Origin of the sequence: Pseudomonas marvdashtae (assembly GCF_014268655.2) — a bacterium.
Taxonomy (GTDB): domain Bacteria; phylum Pseudomonadota; class Gammaproteobacteria; order Pseudomonadales; family Pseudomonadaceae; genus Aquipseudomonas; species Aquipseudomonas marvdashtae.
In genome coordinates this window covers 252,520-267,105 of sequence record NZ_JABWQX020000001.1, presented here as the reverse complement: position 1 = coordinate 267,105, position 14,586 = coordinate 252,520, and the positions used below count along the sequence as shown (strand labels likewise).

General features: G+C 62.1%; 13 protein-coding genes and 1 pseudogene. 6 read left to right on the top strand and 8 right to left on the bottom strand.

Going from position 1 to position 14,586, the window contains the following annotated elements; genetic code table 11:
• Window positions 1-6 precede the first annotated feature (6 nt).
• From HU742_RS01315 to tkt, 3 genes are all read right to left on the bottom strand, one after another.
• A complete protein-coding gene (locus HU742_RS01315; protein ID WP_186643475.1) occupies window positions 7-1,170 on the bottom strand; it encodes a phosphoglycerate kinase in 1,164 nt (387 codons plus the stop codon).
• A gap of 24 nt (window positions 1,171-1,194) precedes the next feature.
• Entirely contained in the window at window positions 1,195-2,250 is a 1,056-nt protein-coding gene (gene epd / locus HU742_RS01310; RefSeq protein WP_186634210.1) for an erythrose-4-phosphate dehydrogenase, read from the bottom strand.
• A gap of 146 nt (window positions 2,251-2,396) precedes the next feature.
• A complete protein-coding gene (tkt, locus tag HU742_RS01305; protein WP_186634207.1) occupies window positions 2,397-4,394 on the bottom strand; it encodes a transketolase in 1,998 nt (665 codons plus the stop codon).
• A 254-nt stretch (window positions 4,395-4,648) separates the two neighbouring features.
• On the opposite strand from tkt, the gene HU742_RS01300 reads away from it, so the two are divergent.
• Together HU742_RS01300 and metK are read left to right on the top strand one after the other, a co-directional pair.
• Window positions 4,649-5,644, top strand: coding sequence for an ArsR/SmtB family transcription factor (locus HU742_RS01300; RefSeq protein ID WP_186634204.1), 996 nt, complete (start codon window positions 4,649-4,651; stop codon window positions 5,642-5,644).
• Between the two features lie 19 nt (window positions 5,645-5,663).
• Window positions 5,664-6,854 carry a methionine adenosyltransferase gene (gene metK / locus HU742_RS01295; RefSeq protein WP_186634201.1) on the top strand — a complete coding sequence of 397 codons (1,191 nt, stop codon included), beginning with the start codon at window positions 5,664-5,666 and terminating at the stop codon, window positions 6,852-6,854.
• Between the two features lie 62 nt (window positions 6,855-6,916).
• On the opposite strand, the gene HU742_RS01290 is transcribed toward metK, so the two are convergent.
• Window positions 6,917-7,537 (bottom strand): LysE family translocator, encoded by a 621-nt coding sequence (locus tag HU742_RS01290; protein ID WP_186634199.1) that lies wholly within the window; start codon window positions 7,535-7,537, stop codon window positions 6,917-6,919.
• Window positions 7,538-7,744: 207 nt separating this feature from the next.
• On the opposite strand from HU742_RS01290, the gene ligB reads away from it, so the two are divergent.
• Together ligB and HU742_RS01280 are read left to right on the top strand one after the other, a co-directional pair.
• Window positions 7,745-9,418: an NAD-dependent DNA ligase LigB gene (ligB, locus tag HU742_RS01285; RefSeq protein ID WP_186634196.1), complete on the top strand. Its 1,674-nt coding sequence runs from the start codon at window positions 7,745-7,747 to the stop codon at window positions 9,416-9,418.
• Between the two features lie 90 nt (window positions 9,419-9,508).
• Complete coding sequence (locus tag HU742_RS01280) at window positions 9,509-9,904, top strand: DUF1090 domain-containing protein (protein ID WP_186643474.1); 396 nt, start codon at window positions 9,509-9,511, stop codon at window positions 9,902-9,904.
• Window positions 9,905-9,922: 18 nt separating this feature from the next.
• Here HU742_RS01280 and HU742_RS01275 read toward each other — a convergent pair whose 3' ends face one another.
• A complete protein-coding gene (locus HU742_RS01275) occupies window positions 9,923-10,372 on the bottom strand; it encodes a c-type cytochrome (protein WP_186634190.1) in 450 nt (149 codons plus the stop codon).
• Between the two features lie 124 nt (window positions 10,373-10,496).
• Between HU742_RS01275 and mltA the strand changes: the two genes are divergently transcribed.
• A complete protein-coding gene (gene mltA / locus HU742_RS01270; protein ID WP_186643473.1) occupies window positions 10,497-11,684 on the top strand; it encodes a murein transglycosylase A in 1,188 nt (395 codons plus the stop codon).
• Window positions 11,685-11,765: 81 nt separating this feature from the next.
• On the opposite strand, the gene HU742_RS01265 is transcribed toward mltA, so the two are convergent.
• Both HU742_RS01265 and HU742_RS01260 read right to left on the bottom strand, forming a co-directional pair.
• Window positions 11,766-12,149 (bottom strand): MAPEG family protein, encoded by a 384-nt coding sequence (locus tag HU742_RS01265; protein ID WP_186612022.1) that lies wholly within the window; start codon window positions 12,147-12,149, stop codon window positions 11,766-11,768.
• A 50-nt stretch (window positions 12,150-12,199) separates the two neighbouring features.
• A pseudogene (locus HU742_RS01260) lies at window positions 12,200-12,376 on the bottom strand (EamA family transporter); the annotation flags it as partial.
• 145 nt (window positions 12,377-12,521) lie between these two features.
• On the opposite strand from HU742_RS01260, the gene HU742_RS01255 reads away from it, so the two are divergent.
• A complete protein-coding gene (locus HU742_RS01255; protein ID WP_186634185.1) occupies window positions 12,522-13,691 on the top strand; it encodes an MFS transporter in 1,170 nt (389 codons plus the stop codon).
• Here the strand turns inward: HU742_RS01255 and HU742_RS01250 are convergent.
• On the bottom strand, window positions 13,642-14,538 hold the full coding sequence (locus HU742_RS01250; RefSeq protein WP_186634182.1) for a formate/nitrite transporter family protein: 897 nt from the start codon (window positions 14,536-14,538) through the stop codon (window positions 13,642-13,644). The genes HU742_RS01255 and HU742_RS01250 overlap by 50 nt on opposite strands.
• Window positions 14,539-14,586: the final 48 nt, after the last annotated feature.

Here is a 14,586-nt window from a genome sequence, read left to right as displayed (position 1 = left end):
GTTGCCTCAGGCCTTGGCCCGGCTTTCCAGGACTTCCACGGCCGGCAACACTTTGCCTTCGACGAATTCGAGGAACGCGCCGCCACCGGTAGAAATGTAGGAGATCTGCTCGGCCACGCCATATTTATCGATGGCCGCCAGGGTGTCGCCGCCGCCAGCGATGGAGAACGCGGCGCTTTCAGCGATGGCCTGAGCCAGCACCTTGGTGCCGTTGCCGAACTGGTCGAACTCGAACACGCCGACCGGACCGTTCCACAGGATAGTCTTGGAAGACTTCAGCAATTGGGCAAAGTTGGCGGCGGTTTGTGGGCCGATGTCGAGGATCATGTCGTCCTCGGCCACGTCGGCGATCAGCTTGACGGTGGCGGTGGCGCTCTCGGCGAACTCCTTGGCGACGACCACGTCCACCGGCAGCGGCACGCTGACCTTGCCGGCGATTTCACGGGCGATGTCCAACAGGTCCGGCTCGTACAGCGACTTGCCGACTGGGTGACCGGCTGCGGCGAGGAAAGTGTTGGCGATACCGCCGCCGACGATCAACTGGTTGCAGACCTGGCTCAGGCTGTTGAGCACGTCCAGCTTGGTGGAAACCTTGGAGCCGGCAACGATGGCGGCCATCGGTTGGGCCGGAGAGCCCAGGGCCTTGCCCAACGCATCCAGCTCGGCTGCCAGCAGCGGGCCGGCAGCGGCGATTTTGGCGAATTTCGCCACGCCGTGGGTCGAGCCCTCGGCACGGTGAGCGGTGCCGAACGCGTCCATTACGAACACGTCGCACAGGGCGGCGTATTGCTGGGCCAGTTCATCGGCGTTCTTTTTCTCGCCCTTGTTGAAGCGCACGTTTTCGAACAGCACGACGTCGCCGGCCTTCACGTCGACGCCGCCCAGGTAATCAGCCACCAGCGGCACTTCGCGGCCCAAGGCCTTGCTCAGGTAATCAGCGACAGGCTTGAGGCTGTTTTCGGCTGAAAACTCGCCCTCGGTCGGACGGCCCAGGTGGGAGCAGACCATCACGGCCGCGCCTTTTTCCAGGGCCAGCTTGATGGTCGGCAGCGAGGCCAGGATACGCGCGTCGCTGGTGACAACACCGTCCTTGACGGGGACGTTGAGGTCTTCGCGGATCAGTACGCGCTTACCTTGCAGATCGAGGTCGGACATCTTCAACACGGTCATGGGTCGCAATTCCTGGGTAACTGTTTAGAGAGCAGGTTTATTGGAAGCTATTTGCAGGTAATGCTCGGCAACGTCCAGCATTCGATTGGCAAAACCCCATTCGTTGTCGAACCAGGCCAGGATGTTCACAAGCCTGGGCCCGGAAACGCGGGTTTGGCTGGCATCGACGATGGCCGAATGTGGGTCGTGGTTGAAATCACAACTGGCATGGGGCAACTCGGTGTAGGCCAAAAGGCCTTTGAGCGGGCCGCTGGTGGCGGCTTCGCGCAGGATCCGGTTGACCTCGGTGGCGTCGGTATCGCTCACGGTCTGCATCGTAATGTCGAGGCAGGACACGTTGACCGTCGGCACCCGCACGGCTTTGGCCTGAATTCGTCCCGCAAGTTCCGGCAACAGCCGTTCGATGCCGCGCGCCAGACCAGTGGACACCGGGATCACCGACTGAAAGGCCGAACGGGTACGACGCAAGTCCTCATGGTGGTAGGCGTCGATCACCGGTTGATCATTCATCGCCGAGTGGATGGTGGTGATCGACACATATTCCAGACCAATGGCCTGGTCCAGCAGGCGCAACAGCGGCACGCCGCAGTTGGTGGTGCAGGACGCGTTGGACACCAGCAGCTCTTCGCCGGTCAGGCAATCCTGGTTCACCCCGTAGACGATGGTGGCGTCGACATCCGCTTCGCTGGCCATCGGCTGGGAGAACAGCACCCGTGGCGCGCCGGCAGCGATGAAGCGCTGGCCATCGTCGCGGGTGTTGTAGGCACCGGAGCATTCAAGCACCAGATCAACGCCCAGGGACGCCCAATCAATGCCCTCGGGGGTGGCGCTGCGCAGGACCTTCACGCAATCGCCATTAATATGCAGACAATCGCCCTCGACCCGCACTTCGCCGGGGAATCGGCCGTGGGTAGAGTCAAAGCGTGTCAGGTATTCGATGCTGGCCATGTCAGCCAGGTCATTGATCGCCACGATTTCGAAACCGGCCGAGGCCCCTCGCTCGAACAACGCACGCAAGACGCAACGACCAATGCGGCCGTAGCCGTTGAGTGCAACTTTGTAGGGACGCGGTTGGGGCATGGGGTTCTCTGATCGGGTTGAACCATTGAGGCAGTGTCGTCCGGGCCAGCACTATCGCAGGAAAGCCCGCTCCCACGAGGCCGGTAAAAACCGTGTGGGGGCGAGCTTGCTCACGATAGCGTCAGAACAGACAACCTGTTTACGGATCAGTCTTCCAGCAGTTCTTCAGCCTGACCCAGGATATTTTCCAGGGTGAAGCCGAATTCCTCGAACAGCGCTGGCGCAGGCGCCGATTCGCCGTAGGTGGTCATGCCGATGACGCGGCCTTCCAGGCCAACGTACTTGTACCAGTAATCGGCGTGGGCGGCTTCAATGGCAATCCGCGCGCTGACTTGCAGCGGCAGCACGGCCTGCTTGTAGCCGGCATCCTGGGCATCGAACACGCTGGTGCACGGCATGGACACGACGCGCACGTTGCGGCCCTGCGCGGTCAGCTTGTCAAACGCCTGAACGGCCAGGCCCACTTCCGAACCGGTCGCGATCAGGATCAGCTCAGGCTCGCCGATGCAGTCCTTGAGCACGTAGCCGCCGCGGGTGATGTCGCTGATCTGGCCAGCATCGCGTTCCTGATGCTGCAGGTTCTGACGAGAGAAGATCAGCGCTGACGGACCGTCGTTACGCTCGATGGCGTATTTCCAGGCCACGGCCGATTCCACGGCGTCGCATGGGCGCCAGGTGTCCAGGTTCGGCGTGCAGCGCAGGCTCGCCAGTTGCTCGATCGGCTGGTGCGTCGGGCCGTCTTCGCCCAGGCCGATTGAATCGTGGGTGAACACGTACAGGATGCGTTTTTTCATCAGCGCCGACATGCGCACGGCGTTGCGGGCATATTCCATGAACATCAGGAAGGTCGCGCCGTAAGGCACCAGGCCGCCGTGCAGGGCAACGCCGTTCATGATCGCGCTCATGCCGAACTCGCGAACGCCGTAGTACATGTAGTTGCCGCTGGCGTCCTCGGCGCTGACGCCTTTGCAGCCTTTCCACAGCGTCAGGTTGGAACCGGCCAGGTCGGCCGAACCGCCCAGCAGTTCCGGCAACAGCGGGCCAAAGGCGTTCAGGGTGTTCTGGCTGGCCTTGCGGCTGGCGATGGTCTCGCCCTTGGCCGCGACTTCAGCGATATAGGCAGAAGCCTTCTCGGCGAAATCGGCCGGCAGTTCGCCGCTGAGGCGACGTACCAGTTCGTTGGCCAGCTCAGGGAATTCGGCGGAGTAGGCAGCGAAACGCTGGTCCCACTCGGCTTCGGCCGCACGGCCTTTTTCCTTGGCGTCCCATTCGGCATAGATGTCGGCCGGGATTTCGAACGGACCGTGCTCCCACTTCAGCGCGGCGCGGGTCAGGGCGATTTCCTCGGCACCCAGTGGCGCGCCGTGGCAATCTTCCTTGCCTTGCTTGTTCGGCGAGCCGAAACCGATGGTGGTCTTGCAGCAGATCAGGGTCGGCTGGGTGCTCTTGCGAGCGGTCTCGATGGCGATCTTGATTTCTTCAGGGTCGTGACCGTCGACGTTGCGGATCACCAGCCAGTTGTAGGCCTCGAAACGCTTCGGGGTGTCGTCGGTGAACCAGCCTTCGACTTCGCCGTCGATGGAAATGCCGTTGTCATCATAGAACGCGATCAGCTTGTCCAGGCCCAGGGTGCCGGCCAGGGAGGCGACTTCATGGGAAATGCCTTCCATCATGCAGCCATCACCCAGGAACACGTAGGTGTGGTGATCGACAACGTTGTGACCTGGACGATTGAACTGCGCGGCCAGGACTTTTTCTGCCAAGGCAAAACCCACGGCATTGGCCAGGCCCTGGCCCAATGGACCGGTGGTGGTTTCCACGCCCGGGGTATAGCCATATTCCGGGTGACCCGGGGTGCGGCTGTGCAGCTGGCGGAAGTTTTTCAGGTCATCGATCGACAGGTCATAACCGGTCAGGTGCAGCAGCGAGTAGATCAACATCGAGCCGTGGCCGTTGGACAGCACGAAGCGGTCACGGTCAGCAAACGCTGGGTTGCTCGGGCTGTGCTTGAGGTAGTCGCGCCACAGCACCTCGGCGATATCCGCCATACCCATGGGGGCACCGGGATGGCCGCTGTTGGCCTTTTGCACGGCATCCATGCTAAGGGCACGAATGGCATTGGCACGCTCACGACGGCTGGGCATCGCTGATCTCCTGGGTTTTGAATAACGAAACTGAAAAAAGGCGAGCATTTTCCCTCACCCACCCGCCTTGGGCAATCAGATAGTCGTCCAAAGGCGATATTTGCGGCGGATAACGTCGCATTAGTTGGGTGAAACCTTTCCGCTGATGGTGGGTAGAGTCACGCCTCCTTCGGGAAGTGCCATTTATCGAGCAATATCAAAACTTTTTGATATTGACCTTGCGATGGGCCAGACCGGTCACTAGACTGCCGCCCATGAATTTACGCGTGCCTTCCATTCGCCATGACGATTGCGATGAGCTGGCGGCCCTTTGCAAGGCCGGCGGCGATCCGTTGCGGCTCAATGTATTGCGCGCCCTGGCCAACGACTCGTTCGGCGTGCTGGAACTGGCGCAGATCTTTGGTATCGGCCAATCCGGCATGAGCCATCACCTTAAAGTGCTGGCCCAGGCTGACCTGGTAGCGACCCGCCGTGAAGGCAATGCGATTTTTTATCGCCGCGCCCTGCCCCATACCGATCTCCTGGGCGGCAAGCTGCACGCCGCGCTGCTGGAGGAAGTGGATGAGCTGGATCTGCCGATCGACGTGCAGGCGCGCATCGCCCAGGTACACGGGCAACGGGCCGCAGCCAGCCAGGATTTTTTCGCACGGGTGGCAGAGAAATTTCGCGCCCAGCAGGATTTGATCGCAGGACTGCCGCAGTACCGTGACAGCGTTGTGGCGCTGCTGGACAAATTGAGCTTCGGGCCGAGCGCCACGGCCATTGAAGTCGGCCCCGGCGACGGTGCTTTCCTTCCGGAACTGGCGCGGCGCTTCGGCCAGGTGACGGCGCTGGACAACAGCCCGGCCATGCTGGAGCTGGCCCGCCAGGTGTGCGAGCGTGAGGCGCTGGCTAACGTCAGCCTGCAACTGGCCGACGCCCTTAACGGCGTGAACCTGCGGGCCGACTGTGTTGTATTGAATATGGTGCTTCATCATTTTGCCGCGCCGGCCGATGCGCTCAGGCACATGGCCAACCTGTTGCAACCGGGCGGTAGCCTGTTGGTGACAGAGTTATGCAGCCACAACCAGAGTTGGGCCAAGGAGGCCTGCGGTGATCTATGGTTGGGGTTTGAACAGGACGATCTGGCCCGTTGGGCCACCGCTGCGGGCCTCGTGCCCGGGGAAAGCCTCTATGTAGGCTTACGTAATGGTTTCCAGATTCAGGTCCGCCATTTTCAGCGACCGGCTGGCGACACTCACCATCGGTAACTTGTAGGAAAACATCGAGATGAGCGAATACTCCCTTTTCACCTCCGAGTCCGTGTCTGAAGGGCATCCGGACAAAATCGCCGACCAGATTTCTGATGCGGTGCTGGACGCCATCATTGCTGAAGACAAGTTCGCCCGCGTGGCGTGCGAGACTCTGGTGAAAACGGGCGTGGCGATCATCGCCGGCGAAGTCACCACCTCGGCCTGGGTCGACCTGGAACAGATCGTTCGCGATGTGATCCTGGGCATCGGCTACAACAGCTCCGACGTCGGCTTCGACGGCGCGACCTGCGGCGTGATGAACATCATCGGCAAGCAGTCCCCCGACATCAACCAGGGTGTCGACCGCGCCAAGCCGGAAGACCAGGGCGCTGGCGACCAGGGCCTGATGTTCGGCTACGCCAGCAACGAAACCGACGTGCTGATGCCGGCACCCATCACCTTCTCGCACCAGTTGGTCCAGCGTCAGGCCGAAGCCCGCAAATCCGGCCTGCTGCCTTGGCTGCGCCCGGACGCCAAGTCGCAAGTGACCTGCCGTTACGAAGGCGGCAAGGTCGTTGGCATCGACGCCGTCGTGCTGTCGACCCAGCACAACCCGGAAGTGTCCTACAAAGACCTGCGCGAAGGCGTGATGGAGCTGATCGTCAAGCACGTACTGCCTGCCGAACTGCTGTCCAAGGACACCCAGTTCCACATCAACCCTACTGGCCAGTTCATCATTGGCGGCCCGGTGGGCGACTGCGGCCTGACCGGTCGCAAGATCATCGTCGACAGCTACGGCGGCATGGCCCGTCACGGTGGCGGCGCGTTCTCCGGCAAGGATCCATCCAAGGTTGACCGTTCAGCCGCCTACGCCGGTCGTTATGTCGCCAAGAACATCGTGGCCGCCGGCCTGGCCGAGCGTTGCGAGATCCAGGTTTCCTACGCCATTGGTGTCGCCCAGCCTACGTCGATCTCGCTGAACACCTTCGGCACCGGCAAGATTGGCGATGACAAGATCATCAACCTGGTCCGCGAAGTATTCGACCTGCGTCCATACGCGATCACCACCATGCTCGACCTGCTGCACCCGATGTACCAGGACACCGCAGCCTACGGCCACTTCGGTCGTACGCCGCAGACCAAGACGGTGGGTGACGACACGTTCACCACGTTCACCTGGGAAAAGACCGACCGCGCTGACGCCCTGCGCGCCGCTGCCGGCCTGTAATACCCGCGACAATGAAAAGCCCCTGGCGACTGAGTCGCCAGGGGCTTTTTTGTATCCGCTGTTCAGGCCCGCCGCGCCACCAGCAAGAACGAAGCCGCGCTGGCCAACAACCCCGCGCACATCCGATTGAACAGCCGCTTGCCGCTCGGCCGGGCAAACAGTCGCCGCGCATAAATACCCATGTAGCAGTACAAGCCGATGGCAACGCATTCCAACGCCAGGAAAAGCCCGCCGAGCACCGCGAATTGCTGAGTGACGGTGCCGGAGCGATCAACGAACTGCGGCAGGAACGCGGTAAACAGCAGGATCGCTTTCGGATTGCCAATCGCCACCAGGAACTCCTGGCGCGCCAGGCTGGCCACGCTCATGGAGGTCATCACCGCGTCGCTGTCGGTTTCAGGCTGCGCCCGCCACAACTGCACGGCGAGAAAGAACAGATACCCGGCACCGACGAGCTTGATGCCCAAAAATAACAACTCGGAAGTGTGCAGGACAGCGGTCAGCCCCACTGCCGCCAAGGCAATCATGATCGCAAACGCCAGCAACCGGCCGACGCCGCCACTGCACGCCCGGACGAAGCCATAGCGGGAGGCGTTACTGATGGACAGGAGGTTGTTCGGCCCCGGCGCCATGTTCAACGCAAAGCAGGCAGGGATGAAAACAGCGAGGGTCGTCAGGTCCATCGGGGCGCTCCTGGCAGCGACGAGTCGAAGGCCCATTCTGCGCCGGTCGCCGAGGGGTTCAAGGGACAGTTGCGCGACGAATTCATACCTCAACTGTACCGCCGCGACTTCGCCATCAGGCTCCGCAAAATCCGGTAACGCTCCAAGTCTCGCGACTTCCCAGACAATGACTAGCCTTCAGGTACTCAACCAAGCAAGGATGCTTCGATGCCATCGTTTTTTCATGTACTCGCCTGCCTGCTATTCGTCACTGTCCCCGCGGTCGCCGCGCCCTGCCCCGACTGGCCCATCGAGCGTGCCAGAGCAGAAATCGCCGCGCTGCAACGGCAAATAGACACTTGGGACGACAGTTATCACCGCCTCGGCCGATCCCTGGTAGCCGACGAACTTTATGATCAGTCCCTCGAACAGCTGGAACAATGGCGCACTTGCGTGAACCTCGCCGCGCCCACGAATCCGCTGCGATCAGCGGGCGGGAAGGTGGCGCACCCGATCGTTCACACCGGCCTGGAAAAACTCAAGGACGCCGACGCAGTGGGAGCCTGGCTACGCCATCGAGAAGATGTCTGGATCCAGCCGAAAGTCGATGGCGTGGCAGTGACTCTGGTCTATCGGGAAGGGCGCCTGCAGCAGGCGATCAGCCGTGGCGACGGCAAACACGGGCATGACTGGACCACGAATGCGCGCAAGATCGACGCCATTCCGCAGCAACTGAGCCAGCCTTTGAGCGTGGTCGTCCAGGGCGAGTTGTATCGGCGCCTGGACGACCATGTCCAAGCCGTCAGGGGCAGCTTGAACGCCCGGGGGACCATGGCGGGCCTGATGGCGCGCGGCAACCTGACGACGCACGATACGCAATATATCGGCCTGTTCGTCTGGGACTGGCCCGAAGGGCCGGACACCTTGCCCGAGCGGATGACCGCGCTGAATGAGCTGGGCTTCGCTGATACCCTGGACTACAACCAGCCCGTCCGGCACCTGGCCGATGCCGAGCACTGGCGCAACCACTGGTATCGCACGCCGCTGCCCTTCGCCACTGATGGAATCGTCCTGCGCCAGAGCCGCCGTCCATCCGCCGACCGCTGGCAGGCCAAGGCGCCTTTCTGGAGCGTGGCCTGGAAATACCCATACGCCCAAGCCCTTGCCGAAGTTCGCAAAGTGAACTTCAAGGTCGGTCGTACCGGACGCATCACGCCCGTGCTGGAAATTGAACCTACCCTGCTCGACGACCGAAGGATCCGCCGGGTGAGCGTCAGTTCGCTCAAGCACTGGGAGGAGATGGACGTGCGCCCCGGCGATCGGGTTGCGATCAGCCTGGCCGGCCTGACGATCCCGCGACTCGACGCGGTTGTGCTGCGCAGCCTGGAGCGCCAGGACGTCATTGCCCCTGCGGCGGCCGATTATCACCTCTTGAGTTGCTGGCAACCGACGCCCGGCTGCGAGAGCCAATTCCTGGCACGCATGGATTGGCTCAGTGGCAAGCACGGGCTCGCCCTGCCTCATGTCGGCCCGGGCACCTGGGAAAAACTGCTGGTCGCCGGGCGACTCGACGGATTGCTCGATTGGTTGACCCTCGATGCCGCCGAGCTTGCTACCATTGCCGGCTTCGGCGAACGCAGCAGTACTCAACTGCTTGCCAGCCTGGACAGCGCCCGGCATCGACCGTTTCGCCAGTGGCTCAAGGCCCTCGGCCTGCCGCCTACCGCACAGGCCAGGCTGGACGGACCGTGGCAGGCATTGGCCGAGCGCAGCACCGAACAATGGCAAGCCGAGGCCGGCATCGGGCCGGGACGCGCCGCGCAACTGAGCGCTTTTTTTCGCGACCCGCAGGTGCTGGCCTTGACTGAAACACTACGCACCGCAGGGGTCGATGGCTTCTAATTCAGGCCCCGCGCGGTTGAACCCAAGGGGCAGGCATGCGTCAAACAGCGCATCTGCCCGACCGCCCGCGTGTCTTTATACGGAGTTGCTATGAATTTCCTGCCCCCTGTTGCCCTGCTGGTGTTATGCAGCGCCATGGCTACCTCTTCATTGGCGGATGAGCAAACCCCGGAGCTCACCGGCTGCGCGGCCAAGCGCCAAGGCATCATCAACCAGATCAAGCAGGCCAAGTCCCGAGGCAATCAGGATCAGCAGGCGGGTCTCGAAACGGCACTGAGCGAAGTCACAACCCATTGCACCGACGCGTCCTTGCGCAAGGAGCGCGAGAACAAAGTGCTTGAGGCCAAGCATGAAGTCAGTCGCCGCCAGGCCGACCTGGAAAAAGCCATGAAGAAGGGCGACGCGGAGAAGATCAACAAGCGCAAGGACAAACTGGCGGCTTCCCGCAAGGAACTGCAGGAAACGGTGGATGAGTTGGACAAGTAGGCTGTGAGCTGCCCCTAATCAATGATCCCGAAACTCCTTGTGACAGGCACTGCACGCATCTTCGACCTGTTGCACCGCCGGTCCCAACTGACTGGCTCTGTAGGGCTGGACCTTGCTGGCCACCACCAACTCAGCGGTGGCGGTCTCAAGGCTACGGGCCAGCTCCTGGAAACGCGCCTGTTTTTGCCAGACCTCGTCCAAAGCGCTGGTGTGGTCCTGCTCGCGTACCGGTGGGAAGTGCTTCCACGGCTCGCGGGACAGTTGATCGAGTTTTACCGCGCCTTCGGCGAAACGTGCGCCGTCGAATGGAATACGTCCGCGCAGCATGCCACCCAACTCTTCGTTGGTCTTGAGCATCTGTTTGAAAATCGCCTTGCGCTGGCCCAGCGGGGAGTTAGGGTCGACGCCACCGCAGGCGGACAACACCAGGCAAGCCAGCACGACCATGGAAAATCGTCTTACAAACATCTTGGCCTCGGAACGGGAAACGGCCGTTAGTATCCTCCGGGGCGCGGGCAAAGACCAATGGCCCTATCAACAATACGGGTTGTCGAGCGCCTGACCGCGCTCAACGACTGCAAAGGAAAATTTCATGAACAGCCGCTTCAAGCCCTGGCAGAAAAGCCTGGCGTTGACCCTACCGCTGATCGCATTACTGGCAGGCTGCAATCGCGGTGAAAAGACCGAAGAGCCGAAGACCCACGCCCTCGCCACTTATGTCAGCGCACCGTGGGAGGCGCTGCCTTCGGTCTCCGACGAAGACTTGCTGGCCGGTTTCGGTTCCTGGCGCAGCGCTTGCACCCGGCTCAAGGCCGACCCGAACTGGGGCCCGACCTGCGCGGCCGCGGCCAATGTGCCGCAGACCGCATCGGCCGTACGCAACTTCCTGAAAAAGCACCTGGACGTCTATGGCCTACGCTCGGGCGACAACAGCCCCAACGGCCTGATCACCGGCTACTACGAGCCGGTCTATCCCGGCAGCCTCACCCAGACGGCTACTGCAAATGTCCCGGTGTACGGCGTGCCAGAGGACATGATTGTCGTTGCGCTGGACAGCCTCTACCCCGAACTCAAGGGCAAGCGCCTGCGCGGTCGCCTCGAAGGCCGGGTGCTGAAACCCTACGACGACGCGACTACCATTGAGACCCAAGGGGTGAAGGCGCCAGTTATCGCCTGGCTGACGGACCCGATGAACCTGCAATTCCTGCAGATCCAGGGTTCGGGGCGGATTCGGCTCGATGACGGCCGCCAGGTGCGCATCGGCTACGCCGACCAGAACGGCCACCCATATCGGCCCATCGGCCGGTGGCTGGTCGAACAGGGCGAGCTGAAGAAAGAAGACGTGACCATGGGCGCCATCAATGCCTGGGCCAAGGCCCACCCGGAGCGGATTCCCGAGTTGCTGGGGAGCAACCCCAGCTATGTATTCTTCAACCGCAACCCCGACAGCAACGAAGGCCCTCGCGGCTCGCTGAACGTACCGCTCACCGCTGGCTACAGCGTGGCGGTGGATCGCAAGGTAATCCCCCTTGGCAGCCTGTTGTGGCTATCCACGACTCGCCCCGATGGCAGCGCCTTGAACCGCCCCGTCGCGGCCCAGGACACCGGCGGCGCGATTACCGGCGAAGTACGGGCCGACCTGTTCTGGGGCACCGGCGAGGCTGCGGGGCAACTGGCCGGGGACATGAAGCAACAAGGACAAATCTGGATGCTCTGGCCCAAGGGCATGGCTTTGCCGCAAGTGCCGCAGGTGGCGAATGCGATCACTGCCAATCCCTGAGGATTGGAGTCGATGGGCGGGACCCCGTCGCGAGCTTATCGCGATGGGGACCGCTCAAACGCTTACCTCTATAAACCCGCTTCAGACCGAAACAAAGAAGAAACTCAGTACCAACCCCACCCCGACGAACCACACCAGCGAACGCAGGATTGCCCAGTCCGCCAAGTAGCAGATGATGTACAGCAGCCGACTGGTGATGAACAACACGGCAAGCACGTTGATGGTCACCAGCTCGGCGTTGCCGGCCAGGTGCGCGACGATCACGGCGGCAGCAAAAAACGGGGCGATCTCGAAGCTGTTCAATTGCGCGGCGTAGGCACGCCGGGGTGCGCCTTCGAGCGCGTCGAGGAAATCCCGGGGATCGTGGTTATCCTGCAGCCTGTATCTGCCGCCCGCCTTGGCGATGCCGATACACAGGTAAGGCAGGATAAAAGCGATCAACACACACCACAGGGCTACCGTCATACCGCACTTCCTTTTTGAGTTTTTTAGAAAAATCGAGCGTGAGGCACTGGTCAGAGTTTCATCACCAGCATGCCAATCAGCACCAGTGCGCAGGCTAAGAGCCGTGGCCGGCCAAAAGGTTCTTTAAGGTAGCGCATGGCAAAGACCACAACCAGGATCACCCTGATCTCCCGCAGCGCCACCGCATCGGCGATTGAGCCCAGTTGCATGGCCCACAGCTCCGCAGCGGTTTATACTGCTCCCGACCACGCCGCACTCAGTTGCGCATAAGCCAATTCCAATAACTCTGCTGCTGCCCGTTTCGTTCGAATCGGAGCATCGGCATGCGTATGGCTGATCAGAGCGTCAAGACTACAGACAGAGACCCTGCGCATGCCACTCGCCTTGCTTGCTTTGGCCGTTGCCGCTTTCGGCATCGGCACGACTGAATTCGTCATCATGGGCCTGCTGCCCGATGTCGCCCGTGACCTGGGCGTCAGCATTCCCCAAGCCGGGTTGCTGATCACCGGCTACGCCTTGGGCGTGGTGTTCGGCGCGCCGATCCTGGCGATCGGCACCGCCAATATGCCACGCCGGGCAACGCTGCTGGGCATGACGCTGATGTTCATTCTCGGCAACGTGCTCTGCGCCCTGGCGCCGAACTACGTCACGCTGATGGCCGCCCGGGTCATTACCGCGCTGTGTCACGGGGCGTTTTTTGGGATCGGCTCGGTGGTGGCGGCCGGGCTGGTGGCGCCGAACAAACGGGCCCAGGCGATCGCGATGATGTTCACCGGCCTGACGTTGGCGAATGTCCTGGGCGTGCCGTTGGGCACGGCGCTGGGCCAATACGCCGGCTGGCGGTCGACGTTCTGGGCGGTATCGGTGATCGGCGTGATCGCAGTCATTGCCCAATGGGTCTGGTTGCCCAAGGAAATCCCCATGGAAAAGGCCAACCTCGCCAGCGAGTTCAAGGTCCTGGGCAAGGTCAATGTGCTGCTGGCGCTGGGCATGAGCGTGCTGGCCTCTACCAGCCTGTTCAGCGTGTTCACCTACATCGCGCCGATCCTGCAGGACATCACCGGCGTGAGCCCTCACGGCATCACCGTCATGCTGCTGTTGTTCGGCGTCGGCCTCACGGCGGGCAGTTTTCTTGGTGGGCGGTTGGCCGACCGGCGCCTGCTGCCATCATTGGTAGGCATGGCGCTGGCCGTGGTGCTGGTGTTGGCCGCGTTCAGCCAGACCAGCCAATCGGTGATTCCAGCGGCGATTACCCTGGTGCTGTGGGGCATCTTCGCCTTCGCCCTGTGCCCGATCCTGCAATTGCTGATCATCGACCAGGCCCATGAAGCGCCGAACCTCGGCTCGACGCTGAACCAGAGCGCCTTCAACCTGGGCAACGCCGCCGGCGCCTGGATCGGCGGACTGGTGGTGGCCAGCGGCGCCAACCTGGCCGACCTGCCATGGACCGGCGCCCTGGTCGGCGGGCTGACCGTATTGACTGCGCTGTACTTTATTTATCGGCAGCGTCGCCTGAGCGCCGCGGCAGGCTTTGCCGAGTGAGAGGGGTACTGAGGGGAACGTTGGTCTCGCTGCGCACCTGCGCGTGGCTGATCAGGGCAAAGATGAAGCTGCCGCCGATGATGTTGCCCGCCAGGGTTGGCGCGGCGAACACCATCCAGAAATCCTCCCAGGACAACTGGCCGGCAAACACCAGATAGGAGACCTCGGCCGAGCCGACGACGATGTGGGTGAAGTCCCCCAGCGCCATGAGATAAGTGATAAGCACAATGATCCACATCTTGGCGCTTTCCATAGAGGGGATCATCCACACCATGGTGGCGATCATCCAGCCGGAAATAATGCCCTTGGCGAACATCTGGCCGGTGTCGTTTTCCATGACCTTGCGACCGATTTCCAGGAACGCCTGGTCGGTGCGCTGATCGAAAATCGGCAGGTGCAGCATCACATAGGCCACCAGCAAAGTGCCGCACAGATTGCCCACCAACACCACACCCCATAGCCTGAACAAGCGGCCGAAGTTGCCCAACGTTGGCTTGCTCATGATGGGCAGCACGGCGGTCAGGGTGTTTTCGGTAAATAGCTGCTGGCGCGCGAGGATCACCGCCAGGAAGCCGGCGCAGTAGCCAAGACTGGCAATCACTTTAAAACCTTCGTGGTCCGGCAGCCGCGAGTTGAGCAACCCCATCGCCATGAGCGACAGTCCCATGGTCAAGCCGGCCGCCAGCGCCGACCACCAGAGCGCGGCGACGCTGCGTTCCAGCTCCTGATTGCCCTGGGTGCGGATGATTTCATGCAGCACTGCCGCCCGTGGCGGCTGGTTGCGGTCGACCTCGTGCTGTTCCTGTGCCGAGAGGTCAGGGGTCTTGCCGTCTTCGTGAGTGTCCATACAGCTCCTGAACCGGTGGCGTGATGTACCTACGACACGCGGCGTTCG